Below are 24459 nucleotides of genomic sequence, written 5' to 3'. Positions count from 1 at the left end.
CGTCAGTTTTTCTTGGTCAGCAACAACTGGCCCCGGCTGCGGATGGCGGCCTGTGCGGCCTCGGCAAAGCGTTGCAGGAGCCATGGCAGCACCACTTCCACCTGCACATGATCATCGGCGACATCGACATGACCCGCCGCGCCCTGCCCGAGGGCGCGCACGCGAAAAATCATGCGGTTGTCTTCCCAACGCTCCTCATCGACGCTCAGCATCGGCACGCTGGACGCGGCGCGCGATAGCCCCGTCTTGAGACGGCGCATCGCCTCTTCGCGTCCCAGACTATGCGGGATGGAAACCACGAGCGGCTTGGTCATCGCAAAATCCCTCTCTCATCTAACTGCATGTAACTACACACGCTTCGAATGGAAGAGCCGCGCGCATTATCACCGCGCAAAGCGGAACTTAGATGACTCCCGGTTGTTGTTCCGCATGAAGGGCAGAACATGCAGAACGCCCGGTTGGGCTGAGGAGAGACTTATGTCTATCGGCACCATCATCCTGATCATTCTCATCATCGCCCTGCTCGGCGGATTCAGCGGCATCGGCGGCGGTCCGTTCTATGGCACCGGATATTACGGCGGCGGCGGATTGGGCCTCGTGATCGTGATCCTGTTGATCCTTTTGTTGCTTGGGAAGCTGTAAGCGGAAGGGCAAAATTGTAGGGTGGGCAAAGGCGCGAAAGCGCCGTGCCCACCTTTTTCGTTGCACTGACAATGGTGGGCACGCTTCGCTTTGCCCACCCTACATTGAAGCCAGCTTCTTCATCGCCGGCTTGATCGGCGTCGCCGCCTCATCGTAACCGTCCCAGGCCTTCGTCTTCGCCAGCAGCCCCGGCACGGTGCGCACCGTATACTTCTTCGGGTCGAGATCGCCGCGCACCTGCGCCCAGGTTAGCGGCATCGAGACGGTAGCACCCTCGCGGGCGCGGGGCGACAGCGCAGCAACCGCTGTCGACATCCGGTCGTTGCGGAGATAGTCGAGGAAGATCTTTCCCTTGCGCAGCTTCTTCGACATGTTGAGCAGATAGCGCTCGGGATCGTCGTTGGCCATCCACTGGCAGATGCCCTGCGCGAACGCCTTGGCCTCCTTCCACGTCACCTTGTCCCTCGCGCCATGGAGCAGCGGCGTCACCACGTGCAGCCCCTTGCCACCCGTGGTCTTGCAGAAACTTTCGAGGCCGACGGCGGTCAGCCGCTGGCGCATTTCTTTCGCCGCCTCGATGACATCCAAGAATTCAACATTGGGCGCCGGATCGAGATCGAATACCAGCCGGCCAGGCGTGTCGTAGGCATCGGGAGCGCAATTCCAGGGATGCAGCTCCAATCCGCCGATCTGCGCCACCGCTGCCAACGCCTCGATCCGGTCGATCTGCAGATAGGGTTTGCGGTCGCCCGAAACCTTGGCCAGCTCGAACAGGTTGGACGCGCCCTGCATGGCGTGGCGCTGAAAGAATTTTTCGCCGTTGATGCCATCCGGCGCGCGGACGATCGAGCACGGACAGCCCCGGATATGATCGATCATCCATTCGCCGACGGCTTCGAAATATTGCGCAAGGTCGAGCTTGGTGACGCCCTCGCCGTCGCCGATATCGGGCCACAGCTCCTTGTCCGGCTTCGAAATCGCAACGCCCATGACCTCGCCAGCCTTGTTGGCGGCGGGCTTTGAACGCGCCGCCGCTGCCTTGCCCGGCTTCGGCTGCGCGACGCCCTTCCTGGATGGGGTTTCGGCCTCCACTTCCTCGGCCGGCTTGTCCTGCCGCAGGCCCTTGAACGCGGCCTGGCGGATATTGCCGTCCGCGGTGAAGCCGGCGAATTCGATCTCGGCGACCAGTTCGGGTTTCAGCCAATGCACGTCACGGGTTTTCTTCGGCGCGTTCTTGCCGCCGAACGGGCTCTTGTCGGAGGCTGCCGCCTTCAGCGCCGGCATGATGCGGCGGACCTTGTCCTGCCCAAAGCCGGTTCCGACCATGCCGACAAAGGCGAGATGATCGCCGCGATAGACGCCGGCCATCAGCGAGCGGAATTTGCCGTTGGTGGTCTTCCAGCCGCCCAGCACCACCTCATGCCCGGCACGGCATTTCGCCTTGGTCCAGCTTTCCGTGCGGCCGGAGCGATAGGCTGCATCGAGCTTCTTGGAGACGATCCCTTCCAGTTCCAGCTTGCACGCCGATTGCAGCACGGCATCGCCGCTGCTTTCGAAGTGTTCGACATAGCGGATCTGCTTGTCCCTGCCCTTCTGCGCTTCAAGCAGCTTCTTCAGCCGCGCCTTGCGTTCGCCAAGCGGGAGCTTGCGAAGATCTTCGCCATCGGCGAACAGCAGGTCGAACGCATAGAAGATCAGGCTCTCGCTGTCGCCGTCCGACAGCGCCGCCTGCAGAGTGGAGAAGTTGGGCGCGCCGTTATGATCGAGAGCTACGATCTCGCCATCGATCAGCACATCTGAAAGCGATTCCGCCTCAACGGCGATTGCCTTGAACTTGTCGGTCCAGTCGAGCCCTTTGCGGGTATAGAGCGCGCCTTCCCCGTCCTCGACCCGCAACTGCACGCGGTAGCCGTCGAACTTGATTTCATGGCACCAGCCTTCGCCGCCCGGCGGCCGCTCGACCACGGTGCAAAGCTGCGGTGCGACGAAGTCCGGCATCGCCGCGACCTTCTTCGGCTGGGGTTTTGGCGCCGGCGCGCGCGTTCTGGTTTCCGGAACGGCGCGCAAGGCGGCCGTTTTCCGCAGGGTCCGCGCCTCGGCGGCATCGCCGCGGTTCGATTGCCAGACCGCGTCGGCCTTGGTTTCCTTCGCCTGCATGAACGGCTTTGGCGCCTTACCCTTGCCTTGCGCAATCTGCGTCATCGTCCGCCCGGAGGCTACCGAACGGTCTTCATTCAGAATGTCGTTGTCCTCGCCTTCCCTGACGAACTCGTCGCGGTGCTTGATCAGCAGCCAGTTGGTGCGCTTGCCGCCATAGCGGTCGCCGCGCATCCGCACCAGCACCCAGCTTCCATGCAGCTTGTCCCCCCGCAACGTGAATTTCAGGTCGCCCTTCTTGAAGCCGCGATCGGGATCATCGGATTCCCAATAGCCGCGGTCCCACAGCATCACGGTGCCGCCGCCATACTGGCCTTCGGGAATGGTGCCTTCGAAATCGCCGTAGTCGAGCGGATGGTCCTCGACCTCGACCGCCAGCCGCTTGTCATGCGGATCGAGCGACGGGCCCTTGGTGACCGCCCAGGACTTGAAGACGCCGTCGAACTCCAGCCTGAGGTCGTAATGCAGCCGGCTCGCGTCATGCTTCTGAATTACGAACCGCCGCTGTTTTGCGGGCGCGACCTTGACGTCGCCGGAGGGCTCCGCCGTTTTGCCGAAATCGCGCTTCTTGCGGTACGTGCTGAGTTTCTTCAACGCCACGGCCAAACCTCGACGATCAGGATCGCCCCGCCGCCATTCCGGAACGAAAACCCATACTAACCGTTGAAGTTCCCAAACCCAACCCGCCCCCGGAGATTGCAATGGCCCCCCGCGCCTACTGGAAAGGCTCGCTGAAACTCTCGTTGGTGTCATGTCCTGTCGTATTGTACCCGGCCTCGACATCGGTCGAGAAAACCCGCTTTCACATGATCAACAAGGAGACCGGCAACCGCCTGAAGCAGCAGATGATCGACGCCGAGACCGGCGATGTCGTCGAGAGCGACCAGAAGGGCCGCGGTTATGAGCTGAAAAAGGGCCAGTATGTCGAGATCGAAAAGGAGGAACTTGAGGCCGTTCAGATCGAGAGCAATCACACCATTGAGATCGACAGTTTTGTGCCACGGGACGAAATCGACAAGCGCTACTACAACCATCCCTACTATCTCGCCCCCGACGGCAAGGCCGCGGTAGACGCCTTTGCGGTGATCCGCGACGCCATGAAGGACGAGGATCGGGTGGCGCTGGCGCGCATCGTGCTGACCAACCGCGAGCACGTGATGGCGATTGAGCCGCTCGGCAAGGGACTGCTCGGCACCACGCTGCGCTATCCATACGAGCTGCGCGACGAGGACGACTTCTTCGAGGACATCAAGGCCCCGAAGATCACCAAGGACATGGTCGAACTCGCGGGCCACATCCTGCAGACCAAGGCCGCGCATTTCGATCCCTCGAAATTCAAGGACGAGTATGAGGACGCGCTGAAGGCACTGGTGCGGCGCAAGGCGTCCGGCAAGACGATCAAGCTACCCGAGCCCGAAGAAAAGCCCGACAACGTCATCAACCTGATGGATGCACTGAAGGCGAGCCTGAAGGGCAAGGCGGCGAAACGGCGCGGGCATGGCTCGACCGCGCGGCGGGCACCGGCGCGACGCACCGCGAAGAAGGCTCATCGGTCCGCAGCCCGGCACCGCAAGGCGGGTTAGCGCAGGTATATCCGCGTCATTGCGAGGAGCGAAGCCAATCCATCTCTCCGCGCGTGTGGAGCGGTGGATTGCTTCGCTTCGCTCGACAGCAATGACGGGCTTACTGCCTTAGCCTCCTTCCTGACGCTTCCATCTGTTCGGCTACTTCCTATCCCGCTTGCATTACCCAGCACCAAAAGGCATTTTCTCCCTGGGAACTGACGCCACCGGCAACAATGGCGCCGGACCGGGGAGGATTTGATGGCATTGACGAAGTCGCACGTCGCAGGACCGGCCACGCCTGCAGTACGCGAGATGACGTTCGGCGATCTCCTGCGCAAGGCGGCCGAGACGGCGCCCGATCGTCTGGCCCTGATTGCGGGCGTTCCCGACCCCGCGCTGCGGCGGCAATGGACCTATGCGGAGTTCTATCGGGAGGCGGAGCGGACCGCCCGAGCGCTGCTGACCCGCTTCAAGCAGGGCGAGCGCATCGCGGTCTGGGCGCAGAATATTCCGGAATGGATGATGCTGGAATTCGGCGCGGGGCTCGCCGGCATGGTGCTCGTCACCGTCAACCCGGCCTTCCGCGCCAGGGAAGTCGAATATGTGCTGAAGCAATCACGCTCGGCCGGCGTCTTCGTCGTCAACGATTTTCGTGGCAATCCAATGCTGGAGACAGTGCAGGCGGTGGCAGCGAACTGCCCGGAACTGCGCGAGATCATCTGCTTCGACGACTGGAACGCTTTCATCGCGGCAGGCGACGACGACAACATCAAGCTGCCGGACGTTACTCCCGACGATCCCGTCATGATCCAGTACACCTCGGGCACGACGGGTTTCCCGAAAGGCGCCTTGCTCCGTCATCGCGGACTGCTCAACAACGGCGCCGACACCGCCGACCGGATGGGTGTCGATGCCGGCGACGTCTTCGTCACCACGATGCCGCTGTTTCACACCGGCGGCTGCGTCTGTTGCGTGATCGGCGCGGTATCGAAAGCGGCGACCCAGGTGCTGGTCGAGGCCTTCGAGCCCGGCCTCGTACTGGAAATGCTCGGGACCTACCGCGGCAATGCGATGCTCGGCGTGCCCACCATGCTGGTGGCGATGCTGGAGCATCCGACATTCGCGGCGACCGATCTTTCGGCAGTCAAGGCGATCTGCTCCGGCGGCTCCACGGTGCCGGCCTCGCTGGTACGGCTGCTGGAGGAAAAGCTCGGCGCGCCCTTTACGATCGTGTTCGGCCAGACCGAGTGCTCCCCGGTCGCGGCGCAAACCCGCACCACCGATAGCGTCGAGGACAAGGCCAACACGATCGGCCTACCGCTGCCCAATATGGAAACCAAGATCATCGACCCGAACACCGGCGAGACGGTGCCGATCGGCACCATCGGCGAGTTCTGCACCCGCGGCTATCACGTGATGATCGGTTACTTCGAAATGCCCGACGCGACATCGGCCGCGATCGACGCCGACGGCTGGCTGCATACCGGCGATCTCTGCGCGATGGACGCGCGGGGCTATTGCACGGTGGAAGGCCGTCTCAAGGACATGATCATCCGCGGCGGCGAAAACATCTATCCGCGCGAGCTGGAAGAGCTGCTGTTCAAGCACCCCAAGGTCGGTGAAGTCGCCGTGATCGGCCTGCCCCACGAGAAATGGGGTGAAGAAGTCGCAGCCTTCATCCGCCCGGCGCCGGGGGCCGTCATCGACAAGGATGAGATGATCGACTACATGCGCGCCGCGCTCGCCCCGCACAAGACGCCGAAACACTGGTACGTCGTCGACGCCTTCCCGCTAACCGGATCGGGCAAGATCCAGAAGTTCAAGTTGCGGGAAGCCTGCACCAAGGGCGAGATGACGGCGATCTAAAGGGCGAGGTGGCCATTCCAATGCAACCGCAAAGATGATAGCTTGGTGTGGCCATTGGGGGCCATCAATGCCGTGCCTGAAGTCGATCTTGATGCTTGCGTCACCGCACCCAAGCATCACCTGTTTTGACGCCATCACACGGCGTGCGAACTGATCGGCCGCCATGATGTTTGACCGGGCCTATCGGCAGCGCCTAGAAGCTGATCTTGCGCGATGGGAAGCCGATGGCGTGATCACGCCGGCGGTTGGCACCGCCATCCGGGTCACGCTTCCACCGCTTGCCTCCGGCGTCAACATCGCGGTGGTGGTGGCCATCGTCGGCGGTCTTTTGATTGCCGCGGCATTCCTGGCATTCGTCGCGGCTCATTGGATTGAACTCGCGCGGCCGCTGCGTTTGGCAATGCTGTTTGCCGGCGTTCTCGTCGCCCATGGCTTCGGCGGCTGGTTCGCTCGCGCCGGCCAGGCGGTGCTCGCCGATCTTTGCGCTGCCGTGGGTGCGATCATCTTTGGTGCTGCGATCGCGTTGGTCGGCCAGATGTATCACCTGGGCGGCGACTTTGCGGGCGGCATGCTGCTGTGGGCAATGGGTGCGCTCGCGGCGGCGGCGCTAACCGGCTCGCGCGGCGCACTGGCGGTGGCGCTCGCTGCCGCAATCATTTGGAGCTGGATGCGCACCATCGAAACCGATGTTCCGCATTTCGCATTCGCGGCGTTCTGGCTTATCGCGGGCGGCCTCGCTCTGGCCTGGAACTCGCGCGTGGCGGCGCATCTCGTAGCCGTCGCGGCACTTCCGTGGTGGCTTGCTGCTTCGTTTGAGCCTCATCTTCATATCCGGCCGTCGTTCATGCTCGCCAATGGCGCAGCATTGCTGTTCGGCGGCGGACTGGCGCTTGCCGCTTCAACCTGGGAGCGCCCGGCTCGCGCAGGATCCGTCCTGTCGACCTACGGCGCTCTTGCGCTGGCGGGCGTCGCGATCCTGGAAGCGGTGATGGCCAACGAGGTTTTCCGCAGCCACACGGGGTTGGCAAACCAGCCGCTTTGGATCGTCTCATGTGGCGTCACCGGCGTGATCTTCGCCGTTGCCACCGCCGCGACGGCACGCCGGATCGGCACGGCCTTCGCCGCAGGCGCGATCGGGCTTGTCCTTGCTGCCGCGGCCGCATGGACGCCTCAGCAATCGAGCGAACCATGGCTGGCCTATGCCGCTCTGCTGTGCGCCATGCTCTGCCTTGTTGTTTCCGGTATGCTGGACACCACCCGTCCGCGGATCGTCGCCGGCTGGCTCGGCATCGCGGGCGTTATCGCGGCCATCACATGGGCGGTGAAGGGATCGCTGTTGAATCGTTCGATATTCCTCGCCGCGGCCGGCATCGTCGCTGTTGCCCTTGCCCTGGTCCTCAATCGCTTTGTGCCGAGGGCCCGCGAATGATCACAGGCTCCGTTACATCCCTCGCTGCTCTCTGGTCGCGCATTCCAAAATTCGTGTTATTCGGCGTCGCCGCGCTGGTTCAGATCGCGCTGCTGGGCGTGATGATCGTCGATCGGATGCAGGTCCTGCGTGACGGCACGGAAGTGACCTTGCAGACCCGCCCCGTCGACCCCAGGGATTTCCTGCGCGGCGACTACGTCGTCCTAGGCTACGACATTACGCAACTGCCGGCGGGCCCGCTTCAGAACCAGCCCTCCGGCGAACGCAATCCGCTGGTGTATGTCAAGCTCACGCCCAATCGCGACGGCGTCCATGAGCCGATCTCGGTCCATACCGCCCCCGTCGCGGTTGCGAGCCACGAGGTGTTGATCCGTGGCCGCGTCACCTATGGCGCTAGCTGCGGCTCGAAGTCGGATGTCTTCTGCGAAAAGCTCACGATCAACTACAACCTCGAAAGCTATTTCGTTCCCGAGGGTGAAGGCCGGAAGCTCGAAGATCTCCGCAACCAGCGCAAGCTGTTGGTCGTCGCGGCAGTCCTCCCCTCCGGACGCGCCGCCATCAAGCGGCTGCTGATCGACGGCAAGCCGGTCTATGAGGAGCCGTGGTTCTAGCTCCGCTTCCGAGACCTCACGATTTCCTGCGCGGTTGCCGCTAGCCCTTGAATGTCGGCTGCCGCGGGTGGATACAGTCCTTGAAGTCCGCAAATCCCTTCCACGCCGGCTCCGGGGCGTCCTGGCCGGCCTGGGGCACATAGATCGATGGCTCGATCGCACCCATCGTCGGAATATAGCGCGGACAATTCGGAAAGATCGCGCGCGCGGTCACGCGAACGATAAGCTGCGCGCCGAGGGTTTCCGCGAGCAGCGGATCGTTGTCGCTCACCGTGGCGCTGCCGTTGATCCGCAAACGTTTCGGTTTGTCGTGCATGGCAATAAACAGCAGACCGACATTGGCATTGGCGACAATGTTGCCGAGGCTCTTGAACATGCCGTTGCCGTCATAGTCGGGGAATGCGAGCTCGGAAGGCCCGGTGACGCGCACAAAACCCGGCGCTCCGCCCTTGAACGAGCAATCGGGCCGGCCCTCGGCGTCCGCCGTTGCCAGAAAGAAATACGGCAGGCTTTCGATATACTGCTTGTCGTCAGCGATGAATTCCTTGCGCATCAGTTTCTCTTCCAGCCGGTCCGAAATCCGGCGGCTGTCGAACCGATCCTGCAATTGCCTGTTACCTTCGTGATACATGACACTCTCAGCCATGGCCGTACGTCCTCCTGCTCTGATTCACGTGGGCGTGCGAAGTCCGGGTCAGATCCCCAGATGAAAGCATACCACGTTGTCGTTACATCGCATGCGGCAAGCTGCCCCGTGGCAGACCAACGCGCGGACGGTTGTGGCCAGCTATCGGAAGCGATGGAAAGCCGGTAGATTTGCTTGCCGCCAGACTAAACCCGCATTACGGGAGCCCAACGATGCTGCAGCTTTATGGAAATCCGAGATCGCGCGCGATGCGGTGTCTATGGATGCTCGAGGAAGTCGGGAAGCCTTATCAGATAGTGGAAAAAACTACGCGTGCAGACGATCTGCAGACCGCAGAATATCTGCGATTGAATCCAAATGCACGAATTCCGACTCTGGTCGATGGCGATCTGGTGCTGTGGGAATCGATGGCGATCAATCTCTACCTCGCGCAAAAGTATGACGGCCCGATGCATTGCGCCGGCCCGGAAGTGCTGGGCCTCGCCGCGCAGTGGAGCTTCTGGGCGGTGTTGGAGATTGAACACCTGCTACTCAATTTTCTGGAGCACCGCGCATTGCTGGCGGAGTTTGCGCGCGACCCCTCCGTGACAGCGCGGAACGAATTGCTGCTGAAGAAGCCCCTGGGTGTGCTGAACGACGCCCTGGCCGCACGCGGCTATTTGGCGGGGAACAGCTTTACAGTCGCCGACCTTAACGTCGCGGGCATCCTGACGTGGGGAAAAATGGCAAGAATGGACTTGTCGGCTTACCCGGAGCTGACACGATGGCTGGACGCCTGCCTGGCCCGACCCGCCTATGTGCGCTTGCGCGATCAATCTCGCCGCAAATGAGTGCTGCGATCTGATCAATCCGGCGCGCGCAACCGGTAGCCGATGCCGGTTTCAGTCAGCACGAATTGCGGGCGCTCCGGATCGGCCTCGATCTTCTGGCGAAGCTGGCGCACATAGACGCGCAGATATTGCGCGTCCGTCAGTTCGTCCCACAGCTCCTTCAACAGGAAACGATGGGTCAGCACCTTGCCGGCATGCTGCACCAGGACGCGCAGTAATTCGTACTCCTTCGGCGAGAGTTTGACCTCGCGCTCGCCGACCTTGACGATGCGGCGGACCAGATCGACCGAGAGATCGCCGGCGCGAAATACCGGCCGCTCACCCTGCACCTGCAATTGATGCCGCAGCGCCGCACGCATCCGCGCCAGCAATTCGTCCATCCCGAACGGCTTGGTGAGGTAATCGTCGGCACCGAGATCGAGCGCCTGCACCTTGCCGGCTTCGTCGCCGCGGCTCGACAGCACCACGATCGGAACGCTTTCGTTGCGGCCGCGGATCATGCGCAGCAATTCGTGGCCCTGGATATCGGGCAAGCCCAGATCGAGGATGATCAGCGCCGGGTTCTCGGCGAGCTTCTCCAGCGCCAGCTTGCCGTTGGAGGCTTCGAGGATGTCATAACCTTGCGTGCTCAGCCCCATCCGCAGCAGCTTGCGGATCGGCGGCTCGTCGTCGATGACCAGAACCTTGATCGCGGGAGCATTCATGCGGCGGTATCCAGTGCGTCAGAGCCTCTGTTCTGATTGTGTCAGAACAGAGCCTCCTTCTTTATGTTCTGACGCGTTTTCTTCACGCGAACCGGCGTCCACTTCGCTTGTAAACGCTACGCCGGTGGCAGGTACCGGCAGCCGGATTGATATCACCGCCCCGCTGCGGTCGCTGCGGTTGGCAGCCGAGATCGTGCCCTGCATCGCCTCGACGAAGCCGCGCGAGATCGCAAGCCCAAGGCCGGTGCCGGGACGGACATGATCGCCCTTCTCGGCGCGGTAGAATTTGTCGAACACGCTTTCGAGTTCCGCAGGCGGGATGCCGCTGCCCTCGTCGCGGATCTGCAGCGAGACTACGCCTTGATCGCGCATTCCTCTGACCGAGATTGTGGTGCCGGGCGGCGCATATTTAGCGGCGTTGTCCAGCAGGTTGAACAGCACCTGTTCGAACAGCACGGCGTCGAGCTCCAGCATCGGCAGATTGGGGCTAAGCTCCAGCGACACCTTGTGATGCACAAGAATCTTCCCAGCGCGGCGCAGCGCACTGCCGACGATCTCACTGACGTCATGCCGCGCGGTGTTCGGCACGATGGCGCCGGATTCTAGCTTGGTCATGTCGAGCAGATTGGCGATGAAGCGGTTGAGCCGCTCGGATTCGTCGATCATGGTAGCAAGCAGTTCGTTCTTCTGCGCGTCATCAAGGCTGGAGCCGAGATCGCGCAGGGTGGAGGCGGCGCCAAGCACGGATGCCAGCGGCGTCTTCAGATCATGCGAGATCGAGGTCAACAGCGCACCGCGCAGCCGGTCGGACTCCACCGTGCGCTTGACCCGGTCCATGTCCTCGACCAGCAGCACGCGCTCGATCGCGAGCGCGCCCTGATCGACCAGCGCATCCAGCAGGCGGCGCTGGTCCGGTGTCAGCAATGGTCCGGTGCGGTCGTCGTCGATGCCGATGACGCCGATCGCGCCGCGGCCCGTTCGCATCGGCAGGAACAGCCGCTTCGCGCCCGGCAGCGTGTCGGAACCACGGCCCGCCGGACGGTCATTGCTCCAGGCCCAGTTGGCGGCAGCGAGGTCGGCCTGGTCGAGTTGGTCCTCCGGAGGATAGCCGGACTTCACGGTCAGCACACCGTCCTCGGTCAGCAGCAGCACCACCCTCACCTTCAGCATCAATGCGATCTGATAGGCGGTCGCCCACAGCACGTCGTCCAGCGTCGCGGTGCCAGCCAGCTTGCGACTGAAGGCGTAAAGCGATTCGGTTGTGCGCACCCGGCCGATCGCCGTATCGGCCTGCGAGCGCACTCGCGCGGCGACGTTGGAAACCAGAATCGCGATCAGCATGAAGAAGAAGAACGCCGCGACATTGGTCGGGTCGGTGATGGTGAAAGTATAAACCGGCGGCAGGAAGAAGAAATTATAGCATAGCGAGGCCGCGACGCTGGCCAGCAGCGACGGCCACAGGCCGAAGCGCGCAGCGACGCCGACGACGGCGGTGAGGAACACGAGATCGACGTTCTCGATGCCGCCGAACATCGGCTGGATCAGTGTGGCGGCGGCAAGACCGATCGCGACGAACAGCAGCGCCATCAAATAGGGCTGCGCGTTGAACGGCTCCTGCCGTGCCGCGGTCTGCACGGCCGCTTTCGCCACGCCCTGCTCGTCGCCGGCGATGACGTGGACGCTGATGTTGCCGGAACGCCGCACCAGATCGTGCACGACAGAGCCACGCGTCAGTTCGAACCACCATGAGCGGGTCGACTTGCCGATGATGATCTGGGTGACATTGTTGGCATGGGCGAATTGGATGACGTCGTCGGCGATGCGGCGGCCGACGCCGGGAATGGTCAACGCCTCGCCGCCGAGCGCTTCGGCGAGCCGCATGGTGTCGGCGAGCCGGTCACGCTGCTCGTCGGTCAGTTGCAGGCTGCGCCGCGTCTCGATGCTGATCGCCGTCCACGGCGCGTGCAGCCGGTCCGCCAACCGCTTGGTATAGCGCACGAGGCCGGCGGCGCGCGGGTCTTCGCTGACGCAGACCAGAATGCGTTCGCCCGCGGCCCACGGTCCGTCGATAGCGTTGGCCTGCATATGGGTGAGCAACTGCTCGTCGACGCGCTCGGCGGTGCGGCGCAGCGCCAGTTCACGCAGCGCGGTCAGGTTGCCGGGCGAGAAATAATGCTCCAGCGCGCGCTCGGCCTGCTTGGGGACGTAGACCTTGCCCTCCTTCAGGCGCTGGATCAGATCGTCAGGCGTGAGGTCGATCAGTTCGATGGCGTCGGCGCGGTCGAACACCCTGTCCGGCACCGTCTCGCGCACCCGCACATGCGTGATCTGCGCCACCACGTCGTTGAGGCTTTCGATGTGCTGGATGTTGACGGCGGTATAGACGTCGATGCCGCGCGACAGCAATTCCTCGACGTCGAGATAACGCTTGGGATGGCGGCTGCCCGGGGCATTGGTGTGGGCGAGCTCATCGACGAGGGCGATCTGCGGCCGCCGCGCGATCAGCGCATCGAGGTCCATCTCCTCGAGCGTCTGCTCCCTGTAGGCAAGCCGCCTGCGCGGTAGCACGTCGAGGCCTTTCAGCAGCGCCTCGGTTTCCGCCCGCCCGTGGGTTTCGACGATGCCGACGACGACATCCGCGCCCGCCTTTTTCTTGGCATGGGCGCTCTGCAGCATCTCATAGGTCTTGCCGACGCCGGGCGCAGCGCCGACGAAAATCTTGAGCCGGCCGGCGCGGCTGTCCTCGCGCCGGGCGGCCTCCAGCAAGGCCTCCGGCGAAGGACGTTGTTCGGGGTCGCGGCGGGTTTGGACCATACAGCTATATAGCCCTCACGCCGCAATGGGCCTAGCCGGTCTCATTTTGAGGTCTGGTCCAAAGCAAGATTCAACGCCAATACGTTAACGCGGGGTTCGCCAAGCAATCCTGCCATGCGGCTCTGGGTGTGCTCCGCGACCAGTTCACGGACGCGTGCTTCCGGCAGGTTGCGCGCCTTGGCGACCCGCGGGACCTGGAATTGCGCACCCTCGGGCGAAATATCGGGATCGAGCCCGCTGCCGGACGTCGTGACGAGATCGACCGGCACAGGCACGGACGGGTTTTCGCCCCGGAGCTTCGCGACGTCTTCCTTGATCCGGTCAGCCAGCGCCTTGCTGGTCGGACCGAGATTCGAGCCACCGGAATTGGCGGCGTTATAGGGGGCGGAGACTGTCTTGGTGGTATCAGCCGGGTCCGGAGCCGAAGTCGCGGACGGGCGACCATGGAAATATTTGTCTTGCTTAAACTCCTGCCCGATGAGCGCCGAGCCGATCACCTTGCCGTCCTTCTCGATCAGGCTGCCTTGCGCCTGCTTTGGGAAGATCGCGCCGGCGATGGCGGTCATGGCGAGCGGATAGGCAAGGCCCGTGATCGCGGTGAGCAGCAGCAGGATGAGAATGGCGGGGCGGATTTCGCGAAGCATTTTGTGTCTCCTGTTTCTCGTCATTGCGAGCGAAGCGAAGCAATCCATGGTGCGGCAAAGGAAGAGTGGATTGCTTCGTCGCTTCGCTCCTCGCAATGACGGTTAGGGTTAGGCCAGGCCCAAGGCGGCAACCGCGAGGTCGATGGCCTTGATGCCGATGAAGGGAACGATGATGCCGCCTAAGCCATAGATCAGCAGGTTACGGCGCAGCAGCGCGCCTGCCCCGATCGCGCGATAGGCAACGCCTTTCAGCGCCAGCGGGATCAGCGCGATGATAACAAGCGCGTTGAAGATGATCGCCGACAAGATCGCGCTCTGCGGGCTGGCGAGATGCATGACATTGAGCACTTCGAGCTGCGGGTAGAACGCCAGGAACATCGCGGGAATGATCGCGAAATATTTTGCGACGTCGTTGGCGATCGAGAACGTGGTGAGCGCGCCGCGCGTCATCAGGAGTTGCTTGCCGATCTCGACCACTTCGATCAGCTTGGTCGGATTGGAATCGAGGTCGACCATATTGCCGGCCTCGCGCGCGGCCTGCGTGCCCGTGTTCATGGCAACGCCGACATCGGCTTGCGCCAGCGCCGGCGCATCGTTGGTGCCGTCGCCGCACATCGCCACCAGCTTGCCCTTGGCCTGCTCGTCGCGGATCAGCTTCAGCTTGTCCTCGGGCGTAGCCTGCGCCAGGAAATCGTCGACGCCGGCTTCGGCCGCGATGGCAGCGGCCGTCATCGGGTTGTCGCCGGTGATCATCACGGTGCGGATGCCCATGCGCCGCAATTCCGCAAAGCGCTCGCGGATGCCGCCCTTGACGATATCCTTGAGGTGGATGACGCCGAGCAGCCGGCCATCCTTGGCAACCGCAAGCGGCGTACCGCCGGCCTTGGAAATTTCGTCGGCAATGGCCTGGATTTCGCGTCCTACTTCGGACATGGCGCCCGTCTGCAGCGCACGAACCGCGTTGCCGGAGGCGACCGCCCGAACGCCGCCGCCATCGACATAATTGAGGATCGCATCCACCGCGCCCTTGCGGACGGAGGACGAGCCGGCATCGATGCCGCTCATGCGCGTCTGCGCGGTGAAGGGAATGAAGGTCGCGGCGAGCTCGTTCATGTCGCGGCCGCGGATGCCGTATTTCTCTTTCGCCAGAACCACGATGGAACGGCCTTCGGGCGTTTCGTCGGCCAGCGAGGCAAGCTGCGCTGCATCCGCCAGTTCCTGCTCGGTGACGCCGCGAACGGGACGAAACGCCGTCGCCTGTCGGTTGCCAAGCGTGATGGTGCCGGTCTTGTCGAGCAGCAGCGTATCGACGTCGCCCGCGGCTTCCACCGCGCGGCCGGACATCGCGAGCACGTTGAAGCGCACCAGCCGGTCCATGCCGGCGATGCCGATGGCGGACAAGAGCGCCCCGATCGTGGTCGGGATCAGCGTCACGAACAGCGCCACCAGCACCACGACCGAGATCGAGCCGCCGGCATAGGCCGCATAGCTCGGGATCGTTACCGTCGCGAACACGAAGATGATGGTCAGGCCCGCGAGCAGGATGTTGAGCGCGATCTCGTTCGGGGTCTTCTGCCGCTCGGCGCCTTCCACCAGCTTGATCATGCGATCGATGAAGGTCGAGCCCTGGGCTGCCGTGATGCGGACGCGGATCCAGTCGGACAGCACCTGCGTGCCGCCGGTCACCGCCGAACGGTCGCCGCCGGATTCGCGGATCACGGGCGCGGATTCGCCCGTTATCGCGGCCTCGTTCACGGACGCCACACCCTCGATCACCTCGCCGTCGGAGGGAATGTTGTCGCCGGCTTCGACCAGCACGATATCGCCCACCTTCAGGCTGGTGCCGGACACCAGCCGATAGGACCTGTCGGGGCCTTCCAGCAGCTTGGCCTTGCTCTCGGTGCGGGTCTTCTTCAGCGATTCCGCCTGGGCCTTGCCACGGCCTTCGGCAACGGCTTCGGCGAAATTGGCGAACAGCACCGTGAACCACAGCCACAGGATGATCTGGAAGGTGAAAGCGAGGCCCTCGCCGCCCATCACCAGATTGCGCAGGAAGATGACGGTGGTAAGTGCAGCCACGATCTCGACCACGAACATCACGGGATTCTTCACCATCAGGCGCGGATCAAGCTTTACGAAGGACGCGCGGATCGCGGGCAATACGATTGCGGGATCGAGCATCGCCGAAGCGGTCGCCTTCTTCTGTAGTTTCATGGTTTCCATGGACGTAACTCCGAAAGACGTTCGATCAGAACAGAGTGTTGGCGCTCATCGCGAGATGCTCGACGATCGGCCCGAGCGCCAGCGCCGGGAAGAAGGTGAGACCGCCGATGATCAGGATTACGCCGACAACGAGACCGACAAACAGGCCGCCGGTGGTCGGCAGCGTGCCGGCCGAAGGCGGAATCGATTTCTTGGAAGCGAGCGAGCCCGCCAACGCCATCGCCGGAACGATCATGAAGAAGCGACCGACGAACATCGAGCTGGCGAGCGTCAGATTGTAAAAGAAGGTGTTGCCGGTCAGGCCGCCAAAGGCCGATCCGTTATTGCCGGTCGCCGAGGTGAAGGCGTAGAGCACCTCGGTAAAACCATGCGGCCCGGCATTGGCCATCGACGCCACCGCCGAAGGCAACACCACCGCGACTGCGGTCCAGCCGAGATACATCAGCGGCAGCACCAGGACGGCAAGCATCGCCATCTTGACCTCGCGCGCCTCGATCTTCTTGCCGACATATTCCGGCGTGCGACCGACCATCAGGCCGGCAACGAAGATCGCCAGCACCACAAACAGCAGCATGCCGTAAAGACCAGCACCGACGCCACCGACGATGATTTCGCCGAGCTGCATGTTAATCAGCGGGATCATGCCGCCGAGCGCCGTAAAGCTGTCATGCATCGCATTGACCGCACCGCACGAGGCCGCCGTCGTAATGACCGCGAAGAGCGATGAAGCGACAATGCCGAAGCGAACCTCCTTGCCTTCCATGTTGCCGCCGGTCAGGCCGAGCGAGGCAAGCGTCGAGGTACCGTTAGCTTCGGCCCAATAAGTGACCGCAACGCCGGCGAGGAACAGCACGCCCATTACAGCGAGGATCGCCCAGCCCTGGCGTTCGTTGCCGACCATGCGGCCGAACACGTTGGTGAGCGCGGCGCCGAGCGCGAAGATCGAGATCATCTGCACGAAGTTCGAAAGTGCAGTCGGGTTCTCGAAGGGATGCGCGGCATTGGCGCTGAAGAAGCCGCCGCCATTGGTGCCGAGCATTTTGATCGCGACCTGCGATGCGACGGGACCGACCGCAATCGTCTGCTTGGCACCCTCCAGTGTCGTCGCCTCGACATAAGCGCCGAGCGTCTGCGGCATGCCCTGCCAGACCAGGAACAGCGTGTAGACGATGCAGATCGGCAGCAGCACATAGAGGGCGCAGCGGGTTACATCGACCCAGAAATTGCCGATGGTGCGCATCGAGGAGCGGGAAAAGCCGCGGATCAGCGCCACCGCCAGCGCGATCCCGGTTGCCGCCGACAGGAAGTTCTGATGCGTCAGCCCCAGCATCTGCACCAGGTACGATACCGTGCTCTCGCCGCCGTAGTTCTGCCAGTTGGTGTTGGTGATGAACGAGATCGCCGTGTTGAAGGACAGATCCGGGGCGACGGCGGATTGCTCCGCCGGATTGAGCGGCAACAGCGCCTGTAGCCGCATCAGGCCGTAGATGATGAGGAAGCCGCCGACATGGAACAGCAGCATCGCCACCGTATAGGTCAGCCAATGCTGCTCGCGCGTCTCATCGACGCCGCCGATCCAGTACAGCCCGCGTTCGACCGGGCGCAGCACCGGAGACAGAAAGGTGGACTCGCCGTTGAAGACGCGCGTCATGTACCAGCCGAGCGGCTTTACCAGCGCGACGACGACGGCGCAGTAGAGAATGATCTGAATCCAGCCGATGAGTGTCATAGCAAAGCCTCAAGATTTCCGTGCAGTCAACAACAGGTTGGTGAGAACGACGAGCAACGCCGTGGTCGCAACGAATGCCAGCATGATGGCGGCGAGCGTTGTCATGACGAACTCAGAACCGTTCTGGCCGCAGCAGCGCGTAGGTCAGGTAGAACAACAGGCCGAGCGAGACGAGGCCGGCAAGCGAGAAATCAAAGATCATGGCGCGCTCCTCTAAAACCGTTCGCAGGCGTAGGCGTAACCGATGCCTGCCACGAAGAAGCCGAGCCCGAGCGCCAGCATGACAATGTCCACCATGGGATGTTCCTATGCGACGTAACCGCCGGCCGAACGGGTGACCGGCATATTGGATGGTGGTGACGTGCCACCTGGCGCATAGGTTTTCGAGACGGGAGGGATGGCGACGTTATAGGAATCCTATAAAGACCGCGCTGTCGTCCCGGCGAACGCAGAGACCCATAATCCCCGGCAGTGGTATGTGAAGGTCGACGGCCGCAATCGTTGCGCCGTCGAGATTGCACAAGGCCGCACACGCGTCGTTGCGGGCGCTGGATCAAACTCAACCGATCGCGCGATCGAATTGACGATGCGGGCCGAGCGTGCCGGCGCCGATGCCGTGCTGTCTGTCGTGCCCTACTATAACAAGCCGATGCAGGAGGGCGTGGCCGCGCATTTCCGCGCCATCGCCGCGTCCACCGCGCTGCCGATGATCCTGCACGATATCCCAGCACGGACCGTCCGCGAATTGACCGACACGACGCTGTCGAGGCTGGCCGAGTCAGCGCAGTTTATCGGGTTGCTGGACGGCACCTGCAATATCGCGCGCCCTGCCCGCCTGCGACCGCGGCTGCCGCCGAACTTCCGTCTACGGACCGGCGATGACGCCACGGCGTCGGCTTATATGACCGCCGGCGGCCACGGCTGCGTTTCGGCGGTAGCCAACATCGTCCCGGTATTATGCCGAGCGCTCCATACATACCAACTACAACCAATCGCCGAATTGCTGGCCGCTGATCATCCAGCGGCTCTGAAATGTGCGCTGGCGCTGCTCGGCCTGATCCGGCCCGATACGCGCCTGCCGCTCGTGCCGTTGGACGGAACGGCAAAGTCGTTGGTCGAGGCCGCTATCGCCGATCTTTCCGATGAGATCCTGGTCAGCCCTCGCCGTGCTTTGCCCGCCACGCCGGTCCAGGACCGCGCATATAATAGGCTTCCGGGCGATAGGCTCTGATCGGTTCGTTGCCGAACCATGTCAGCAAGCGGGCCAGTGCGCGCAACAGCGCGGTCGATACGGATGAAACTTGTCGCATGTCAAAAATCCCATTTTCGCCGAGATGCAGCGGCTGGCGCGGAAACCGGTCACCATGCGCGTCTGCGTCGGGTTGGTGCGAGCGTGCCCAGTTCGCGCGGGTCGCGGCGTGCAGCCGCAGTTCGTTGCGCAGCCGGCGGATCCTTGCGACGGCGATCGCGCGGTGGATTGTTCTCAGTGCGCTCCGTACGCGACGGAACGGGCGGCCAATGGAGAAGCCACCAGCCGGACCATACGAATAGAGAAGAGTCATGTTCCATGCTCCCGATGTGGCGCGAACCGCGCGCCGGATAATCGAACATGCGGCGACGCACATAGGATTTCGAGAGGCACGGCGGCCCTTTCACATAGGTACGGCATAAAGATCCGCAGGGTTCACCAATCGTCGAAATGGGTTGCGGGAATATCTTTGCCCCGATCGCATTGACGGCGGATTTCGTGGTGCTAGCCTCTTGGAAAATAACGCCGCGAAGCAAGTTTCGGCAGCAACCAGTCGAGGGTGGAAGCCATGAACGTCGCATCGCCAGGCATTGTAAAAACCGAGCCGGTCACCTCCGATGGCGTGGTCGCGGCCGGCGTCTACGTCGAAGGTCGGCGTATCGCCAACATCGCCATCGATGAAGCCTCGGGTTGGCGCAGCAAGCCCGACCACGTGGTCTGGATCGGACTCCACGAACCCGATATCGCCGTACTGCGCCGCGTGCAGTAGCAGTTCGAGTTGCATGACCTTGCGATCGAGGATGCCGACCATGCGCATCAGCGGCCGAAGATCGAACAGTATGGCGACGCGCTGTTCATCGTGGCGCGGACCGCGCAGCTCGATGGCAACAGCATCGCATTCGGCGAGACGCATCTGTTCGTCGGCGAGGGATACATCGTCTCGGTGCGCCACGGCGCCTCGACGTCCTACAAGGCGGTTCGCGAGCGCTGCGAGAGTTGCCCACGCGCGCTCGCCCGCGGCGAGGACTACATTCTCTACGCCATCCTAGATTTCATCGTCGACAATTACTCACCTGTGATCGAGACCATCCAGGAAGAAGTCGAAGCGATGGAGGAACAGGTACTCGCAAGCGCGATGACGCGGGCGCAGATCGAGCGGCTGTATATGCTGCGTCGCGACCTGTTGCGCCTGCGCAATGCGGTCGGCCCGCTGGTCGAGGTCTGCCGCCGGCTCGAGCACGACAATTTGCCGATGGTGCGGCCGGCGATGCGGCCGCTGTTCCGAGACGTCACTGATCATGTCCGTACCGTGCAGGAGCGGATCGACTCGCTTCGCGAGGTGCTGGCGTTTGCCTTCGAGGCGAGCCTGCTAGTCGGCCAGGCGCAGGAAACTGCGGTATCCAAGAAGCTGGCGTCATGGCTCGCCATCATCGCGGTCCCGACCGCGATCGCCGGCATCTACGGCATGAACTTCAAGCATATGCCGGAACTGGAGTGGGAATACGGCTATTTCGGCGTGATCGGCACCATCCTGCTCGTGTGCGCGGGATTGTTCTGGCGCTTTCGCCGCGCCGGCTGGTTGTAGGGTAGCGAGCCGAAGGCCCGCATTTTCCCGGTACCCTCCCCGTCCGATACGGTATAGAGTACCGCCGAGCCAACGATCCGGCAGACGGACGAGTACCATGACTGCCATATCGGCGAGCCGAACAATCATCCCCATCATTGCTCTTGTTGCGGCCTGTGGCGTGGCGGCTGCCGCCGCCATCTTCTACGTTCGCCGCGACGCGCCGGCTGATACCACCGCCGCAACAAATGCGCCGGCGATCTCAGGACCCTCGTCTGACGGGCTAAAACAGAGTCCGGCCCCACTGGCAGCGGCGAAAGCGGAAGCTAACGCCGTCGTGGACGCGCTGATCGGACCGCCACCATCGCCGGAGAACAGCGACGGCGTGCCGACGTTCGACATTGCCCGTATCGAGCCCTCAGGCGACGCGGTCATCGCGGGTCGGGCGGCGCCAGGCGCAACGGTGGAGCTGCTGCGTAACGGCGAGGTGCATGATCGCGCGGTCGCGGATCCATCCGGACAATTCGTCATGATCCCGCCTCGACTTCCGTCAGGCACTTACGACCTGACGCTGCGCGCCAAACAGGCGGACGGCAAACAGACGACGTCGAAGCAGCGCGTAACAACGGCGCTGGAGCCGAAATCGACCGAACGGCCGATGGTGGCGCTGGTGACGCCGGACAAGCCCACTGTCGTGCTGTCGCAGCCGGCTGGGTCAAAGCCGGCGGCCGGCGCCGTGGTTGTGGAGGCCGTCGAGATCGAGCCGGGCGGCAAATTCCATGTGAGCGGCCAGGCGCGCCCCGGCGCAGGCTTGCGGCTTTATCTCAACGACAGCTTCGTTACCTCGGTGACGGCCGGCGCGGATGGACGTTTTGCGGTCACGATCAACGAAGGGGTCTCGCCGGGCAGCTACCGTGTCAGGCTGGACGAAGCGTCGAGCTCAGGCTCGGTGCGTGCACGCGCCGAGGTGCCGTTCAACGTTCCCGACACCGCGGTGACCGCATCCGTGTCGGGGCAGCCCAAGCGCGCCGACTCGGGCACCCCACAACAGCCACAGCTTGCGGCCGCGGGCGGCATTGTTTTGCCAGACGGCGGCTCGTCCTCCGCCGTGGTCGTGCCGAAGATCACGACTACCACGGTCTCCCGCGGCGACAGCCTGTGGCGTCTCAGCCAGCTCTCGTACGGCGCGGGCACGCGCTATTCCGTGATTTACAAGGCGAACCGGGAACAGATCCGAAATCCCAACCTGATTTATCCCGGCCAGACCTTTGTTCTTCCGGCGAAGTGATGAGCAGGCAGTTCGTGACGTGGTGGCCACCCAGACACTGCTGGTTGTTAAGAGGCTCGCAGCGCGTTCGATAGTGCAGACAGAGCAGCCGGCTGATGCTTACGACTGGGGTAATACATGAAGAATCCGGGAATTGGCGGCGTCCAGTCCTCGAGCACGCGAATAAGGCGACGCTTCGCAACATGCTCTGCGACCTGCTCTTCGAATGCGAGTCCTAGGCCGGCGCCAGCGAGTGCCGCCTGAATCACCAGGTGGGTATCATCGATTATGAGCGGGCCATTCACGCCAACAGTGATCGCCTTTCGTCCTTTCTCGAATTCCCACCGATATGGACCGCCTGGAAGACGCAGGCCTATGCATCGATGGTCATTTAGATCCTTGGGCTTCCGAGGAATGTTTCGTGATGAAAAATAGCCAGGCGATCCGATCACCGCCAATCGCAGCTCTTGCGTGACCCGCACCGCGATCATGTCCTTTTGAATGTACTCGCCGAGTTGAATACCGGCGTCGAACTCGCCCGCAACGAGGTCTACAGGGCCAGTGACAGTAACAACATCAAGAACGATGTCAGGGTAGGCTTCCGCGAATGCCGTGAGCCGCGGCAACAATACCATCACAGCAGCCGACCGGGACATTACAATTCGAAGGCGCCCTGCAGCTCGGTGCCGAACGTTTCGGGCTTCGTTGATAGCACGAGCAATTTGCTCAAGTGCCGGAGACAGTTCTTTCAAAAGAGCTGCCCCTGCGGCGGTTGGTGCGACGCTCTTGGTCGTTCGAGCAAGAAGCTGCAACTCGAGCCGTTGCTCAAGTCCCCGGATCGTGTGGCTCAGGGCCGACTGAGACACACCAATCTTTGCCGCAGCTCGCGTAAAGCTTCGTTCACTGGCGACGACTGCAAACGTGGCAAGTTCGTTCAGTTCGTTTCTCATGATCTATGAATATCACTCATAAGCCCATGCCATGCAACATGGCTAGTTTCATAAGCCACGTTGTCCTAGATTTGGCCACAGCAAGATTTGAGGCAACTTTCCGTACGTTTTTGCCGGCTTCTGAAGAGCGCAACTGAAACTCACTTTTAGGGAGAGCAAAAATGTCAAAAATGGATCGACGGGCATTTTTGAGCCGATCTGCCAGCGTGACTTTTGGAGCTACGCTCGTCAGCGCTCCTGGTTTGATGCTTGGAGACCGGACGATCAGCTATGCGCAGTCTCCTCCCGTTCCAAACAACAACCCTACGGATAACAAGCTTATGGATGCCGATGCTCATGCCTTGCGCTCTCTAGCGCAGACGTATTTTGACGGTGCTTATGAAATGGATGCAGACAAGTTTGCGTCCATATTTCATCCCCTGAGTTCCGTGACCAAGGTCGGCGACGACGGCGACGTGAGCGTGACGCCAATTGCGACCTGGCTGGCAGCCGTCCGCAATTTGAAGGCACCAAAAGAACAGGGCCTCAAACGCCAGGATCAGATCCTGTCAATAGACGTTGAGGGAGAGCTCGCGCTTGTGAAGTTGAAATTACAGATTCCGCCTCGTTACTTCACCGACCTGTTGTCATGCTTAAAGGTCAACGGAACCTGGAAGATCGCTCAGAAAGTCATGACTTCGAAAACCTAGCGGTTCGGTGCCGTTTTAAAAAGTGAATCACCCACTTGGCAGGTTGTCCGTGGAATTTCTGTCACAAAGCGCCAACACCTTGGGCTGCGCTTCGGGGTCATGGAGGATTTGGTCACTCTCTGATGGATATGTCGACCTGCCCGCCGAATCCCTCAAGTATCCCAACAACAGAATACGTAGGCAGACTGAATCGCCTCACCGGGACAATTCTCTAGTTCGATTGTCGGTCAACTGCTTCCTATTCGATCGCTCTGGCATCGACCGCGTTTTGATTGATTGTGGAGCGGGCGGGAGTTGGGAGCCCTCCATGGGTCACCTCGGGGAGGCGATGGCGGAGGCAGGCATCTACACGTCATCAATCACGACGGTCGCCCTCACTCATGCTCATGGCGACCACATCAATGGCCTTCTGACGCCTGACGGTCGACGGGTATTTAACAACCTGAGCAAGATCGTGATAGGGGAGGAAGCCGTTGGGGGGTTCCTTGCCGAGCCAAATCTAGCTGAGTTTCGTCCGCTCCTTGCCCCAATTAACGGAGGAGACCGGCTGGCCGATCATTTGCTGGCGGTGGCAATACCTGGGCACGCTCCGGGCCATATGGGTTATCTCCTCAGCACTGACGAGGACGAGATCTTATTCTGCGGCGACCTGATCCACGTTCCTGCTGCGCAGTTTGCCCGTCCCGAGCTTACTTGGGCCCATGACGATGACGAGTCCATAGCGAGGGCTAGCCGGATCAAGCTGCTCCAAAACGCAGCGGATACACATACGTGGCTAGCCGGCGCTCACCTAGATCGACCAGGCATTGGTAGAATTGTCGAAGATGGGCAGGGATATGCGTTTATTCCGGCCGCGTAGCCACCAGTGAGCCCGCCGTCA

At 62.3% G+C, this 24459-nt stretch carries 19 protein-coding genes and 2 pseudogenes; 11 read left to right on the top strand and 10 right to left on the bottom strand.

Translation table 11 applies throughout. The features are described 5' to 3' along the window. Positions 1–2 precede the first annotated feature (2 nt). Positions 3–314, bottom strand: coding sequence for a polyhydroxyalkanoic acid system family protein (locus tag ACH79_RS18410; protein ID WP_057856700.1), 312 nt, complete (start codon positions 312–314; stop codon positions 3–5). A gap of 163 nt (positions 315–477) precedes the next feature. Between ACH79_RS18410 and ACH79_RS18405 the strand changes: the two genes are divergently transcribed. Then, positions 478–642 carry a DUF3309 family protein gene (locus tag ACH79_RS18405; RefSeq protein ID WP_065752791.1) on the top strand — a complete coding sequence of 55 codons (165 nt, stop codon included), beginning with the start codon at positions 478–480 and terminating at the stop codon, positions 640–642. 99 nt (positions 643–741) lie between these two features. Here the strand turns inward: ACH79_RS18405 and ligD are convergent, their stop codons facing one another. Further along, the gene (gene ligD / locus ACH79_RS18400; RefSeq protein WP_246738591.1) at positions 742–3399 is read right to left on the bottom strand and encodes a DNA ligase D; all 2658 of its coding nucleotides are present in this window, start codon (positions 3397–3399) and stop codon (positions 742–744) included. Positions 3400–3500: 101 nt separating this feature from the next. Between ligD and ACH79_RS18395 the strand changes: the two genes are divergently transcribed. The 4 genes from ACH79_RS18395 to ACH79_RS18380 all read left to right on the top strand — a co-directional run bounded on the left by ACH79_RS18395 (position 3501) and on the right by ACH79_RS18380 (position 8270). Further along, positions 3501–4382 carry a Ku protein gene (locus ACH79_RS18395; RefSeq protein ID WP_161852258.1) on the top strand — a complete coding sequence of 294 codons (882 nt, stop codon included), beginning with the start codon at positions 3501–3503 and terminating at the stop codon, positions 4380–4382. 240 nt (positions 4383–4622) lie between these two features. Continuing rightward, the gene (locus ACH79_RS18390; RefSeq protein WP_161852257.1) at positions 4623–6230 is read left to right on the top strand and encodes an AMP-binding protein; all 1608 of its coding nucleotides are present in this window, start codon (positions 4623–4625) and stop codon (positions 6228–6230) included. Positions 6231–6393: 163 nt separating this feature from the next. After that, positions 6394–7659, top strand: coding sequence for a DUF2157 domain-containing protein (locus ACH79_RS18385; protein WP_246738590.1), 1266 nt, complete (start codon positions 6394–6396; stop codon positions 7657–7659). After that, positions 7656–8270, top strand: coding sequence for a GDYXXLXY domain-containing protein (locus ACH79_RS18380; RefSeq protein ID WP_161852256.1), 615 nt, complete (start codon positions 7656–7658; stop codon positions 8268–8270). The genes ACH79_RS18385 and ACH79_RS18380 overlap by 4 nt, the downstream gene beginning before the upstream one ends. 40 nt (positions 8271–8310) lie before the next feature. Here the strand turns inward: ACH79_RS18380 and ACH79_RS18375 are convergent, their stop codons facing one another. Next, positions 8311–8916, bottom strand: coding sequence for a pyridoxamine 5'-phosphate oxidase family protein (locus ACH79_RS18375; protein ID WP_161852255.1), 606 nt, complete (start codon positions 8914–8916; stop codon positions 8311–8313). 212 nt (positions 8917–9128) lie between these two features. Here ACH79_RS18375 and ACH79_RS18370 point away from each other — a divergent pair, with 212 nt between their 5' ends. Next, positions 9129–9746, top strand: coding sequence for a glutathione S-transferase family protein (locus ACH79_RS18370; RefSeq protein ID WP_161852254.1), 618 nt, complete (start codon positions 9129–9131; stop codon positions 9744–9746). A gap of 14 nt (positions 9747–9760) precedes the next feature. Here ACH79_RS18370 and ACH79_RS18365 read toward each other — a convergent pair whose 3' ends face one another. From ACH79_RS18365 to ACH79_RS18340, 6 genes and pseudogenes are all read right to left on the bottom strand, one after another. Then, positions 9761–10450 (bottom strand): response regulator transcription factor, encoded by a 690-nt coding sequence (locus ACH79_RS18365; protein ID WP_057856708.1) that lies wholly within the window; start codon positions 10448–10450, stop codon positions 9761–9763. Between the two features lie 126 nt (positions 10451–10576). Then, positions 10577–13264 (bottom strand): annotated as a pseudogene (locus ACH79_RS18360) (DUF4118 domain-containing protein); the annotation flags it as partial. A gap of 41 nt (positions 13265–13305) precedes the next feature. Continuing rightward, on the bottom strand, positions 13306–13908 hold the full coding sequence (locus ACH79_RS18355; RefSeq protein ID WP_161852252.1) for a K(+)-transporting ATPase subunit C: 603 nt from the start codon (positions 13906–13908) through the stop codon (positions 13306–13308). Positions 13909–14016: 108 nt separating this feature from the next. After that, positions 14017–16131 (bottom strand): potassium-transporting ATPase subunit KdpB, encoded by a 2115-nt coding sequence (gene kdpB / locus ACH79_RS18350; RefSeq protein WP_161852251.1) that lies wholly within the window; start codon positions 16129–16131, stop codon positions 14017–14019. Positions 16132–16156: 25 nt separating this feature from the next. Further along, on the bottom strand, positions 16157–17860 hold the full coding sequence (gene kdpA, locus ACH79_RS18345) for a potassium-transporting ATPase subunit KdpA (RefSeq protein WP_161852250.1): 1704 nt from the start codon (positions 17858–17860) through the stop codon (positions 16157–16159). Between the two features lie 112 nt (positions 17861–17972). After that, the gene (locus ACH79_RS18340) at positions 17973–18062 is read right to left on the bottom strand and encodes a K(+)-transporting ATPase subunit F (protein ID WP_161852249.1); all 90 of its coding nucleotides are present in this window, start codon (positions 18060–18062) and stop codon (positions 17973–17975) included. 276 nt (positions 18063–18338) lie between these two features. Between ACH79_RS18340 and ACH79_RS18335 the strand changes: the two genes are divergently transcribed. The 3 genes and pseudogenes from ACH79_RS18335 (at position 18339) to ACH79_RS18325 (ending at position 21961) form a co-directional block, all read left to right on the top strand. After that, the gene (locus ACH79_RS18335; RefSeq protein ID WP_161852248.1) at positions 18339–19091 is read left to right on the top strand and encodes a dihydrodipicolinate synthase family protein; all 753 of its coding nucleotides are present in this window, start codon (positions 18339–18341) and stop codon (positions 19089–19091) included. A 586-nt stretch (positions 19092–19677) separates the two neighbouring features. Next, positions 19678–20694, top strand: a pseudogene (locus ACH79_RS18330) (magnesium and cobalt transport protein CorA). Positions 20695–20791: 97 nt separating this feature from the next. After that, on the top strand, positions 20792–21961 hold the full coding sequence (locus tag ACH79_RS18325; protein WP_161852247.1) for a LysM peptidoglycan-binding domain-containing protein: 1170 nt from the start codon (positions 20792–20794) through the stop codon (positions 21959–21961). 47 nt (positions 21962–22008) lie between these two features. Here the strand turns inward: ACH79_RS18325 and ACH79_RS18320 are convergent, their stop codons facing one another. Beyond that, complete coding sequence (locus ACH79_RS18320; RefSeq protein WP_161852246.1) at positions 22009–22890, bottom strand: LysR substrate-binding domain-containing protein; 882 nt, start codon at positions 22888–22890, stop codon at positions 22009–22011. Between the two features lie 161 nt (positions 22891–23051). Here ACH79_RS18320 and ACH79_RS18315 point away from each other — a divergent pair, with 161 nt between their 5' ends. Beyond that, positions 23052–23579, top strand: a complete 528-nt coding sequence (locus tag ACH79_RS18315; protein ID WP_246738589.1) for a nuclear transport factor 2 family protein — start codon at positions 23052–23054, stop codon at positions 23577–23579. A gap of 22 nt (positions 23580–23601) precedes the next feature. Next, positions 23602–24438, top strand: a complete 837-nt coding sequence (locus tag ACH79_RS18310) for an MBL fold metallo-hydrolase (protein ID WP_371419423.1) — start codon at positions 23602–23604, stop codon at positions 24436–24438. Positions 24439–24459: the final 21 nt, after the last annotated feature.

The organism is Bradyrhizobium sp. CCBAU 051011 (assembly GCF_009930815.1).
Classification (GTDB): domain Bacteria; phylum Pseudomonadota; class Alphaproteobacteria; order Rhizobiales; family Xanthobacteraceae; genus Bradyrhizobium.
This window is presented reverse-complemented; position numbering and strand designations above follow the sequence as displayed.

What these genes read in the sequence shown, in the direction of transcription:
- ACH79_RS18375 (WP_161852255.1), bottom strand. Translation starts at nt 8,916, where the DNA reads ATGGCTGAGAGTGTCATGTATCACGAAGGTAACAGGCAATTGCAGGAT.
- ACH79_RS18315 (WP_246738589.1), top strand. Translation starts at nt 23,052, where the DNA reads ATGTCAAAAATGGATCGACGGGCATTTTTGAGCCGATCTGCCAGCGTG.
- ACH79_RS18340 (WP_161852249.1), bottom strand. Translation starts at nt 18,062, where the DNA reads ATGATCTTTGATTTCTCGCTTGCCGGCCTCGTCTCGCTCGGCCTGTTG.
- ACH79_RS18320 (WP_161852246.1), bottom strand. Translation starts at nt 22,890, where the DNA reads ATGAGAAACGAACTGAACGAACTTGCCACGTTTGCAGTCGTCGCCAGT.
- kdpB (WP_161852251.1), bottom strand. Translation starts at nt 16,131, where the DNA reads ATGGAAACCATGAAACTACAGAAGAAGGCGACCGCTTCGGCGATGCTC.
- ACH79_RS18385 (WP_246738590.1), top strand. Translation starts at nt 6,394, where the DNA reads ATGATGTTTGACCGGGCCTATCGGCAGCGCCTAGAAGCTGATCTTGCG.
- ACH79_RS18370 (WP_161852254.1), top strand. Translation starts at nt 9,129, where the DNA reads ATGCTGCAGCTTTATGGAAATCCGAGATCGCGCGCGATGCGGTGTCTA.
- kdpA (WP_161852250.1), bottom strand. Translation starts at nt 17,860, where the DNA reads ATGACACTCATCGGCTGGATTCAGATCATTCTCTACTGCGCCGTCGTC.
- ACH79_RS18325 (WP_161852247.1), top strand. Translation starts at nt 20,792, where the DNA reads ATGACTGCCATATCGGCGAGCCGAACAATCATCCCCATCATTGCTCTT.
- ACH79_RS18355 (WP_161852252.1), bottom strand. Translation starts at nt 13,908, where the DNA reads ATGCTTCGCGAAATCCGCCCCGCCATTCTCATCCTGCTGCTGCTCACC.
- ACH79_RS18365 (WP_057856708.1), bottom strand. Translation starts at nt 10,450, where the DNA reads ATGAATGCTCCCGCGATCAAGGTTCTGGTCATCGACGACGAGCCGCCG.
- ACH79_RS18380 (WP_161852256.1), top strand. Translation starts at nt 7,656, where the DNA reads ATGATCACAGGCTCCGTTACATCCCTCGCTGCTCTCTGGTCGCGCATT.
- ACH79_RS18405 (WP_065752791.1), top strand. Translation starts at nt 478, where the DNA reads ATGTCTATCGGCACCATCATCCTGATCATTCTCATCATCGCCCTGCTC.
- ACH79_RS18410 (WP_057856700.1), bottom strand. Translation starts at nt 314, where the DNA reads ATGACCAAGCCGCTCGTGGTTTCCATCCCGCATAGTCTGGGACGCGAA.
- ACH79_RS18395 (WP_161852258.1), top strand. Translation starts at nt 3,501, where the DNA reads ATGGCCCCCCGCGCCTACTGGAAAGGCTCGCTGAAACTCTCGTTGGTG.
- ACH79_RS18390 (WP_161852257.1), top strand. Translation starts at nt 4,623, where the DNA reads ATGGCATTGACGAAGTCGCACGTCGCAGGACCGGCCACGCCTGCAGTA.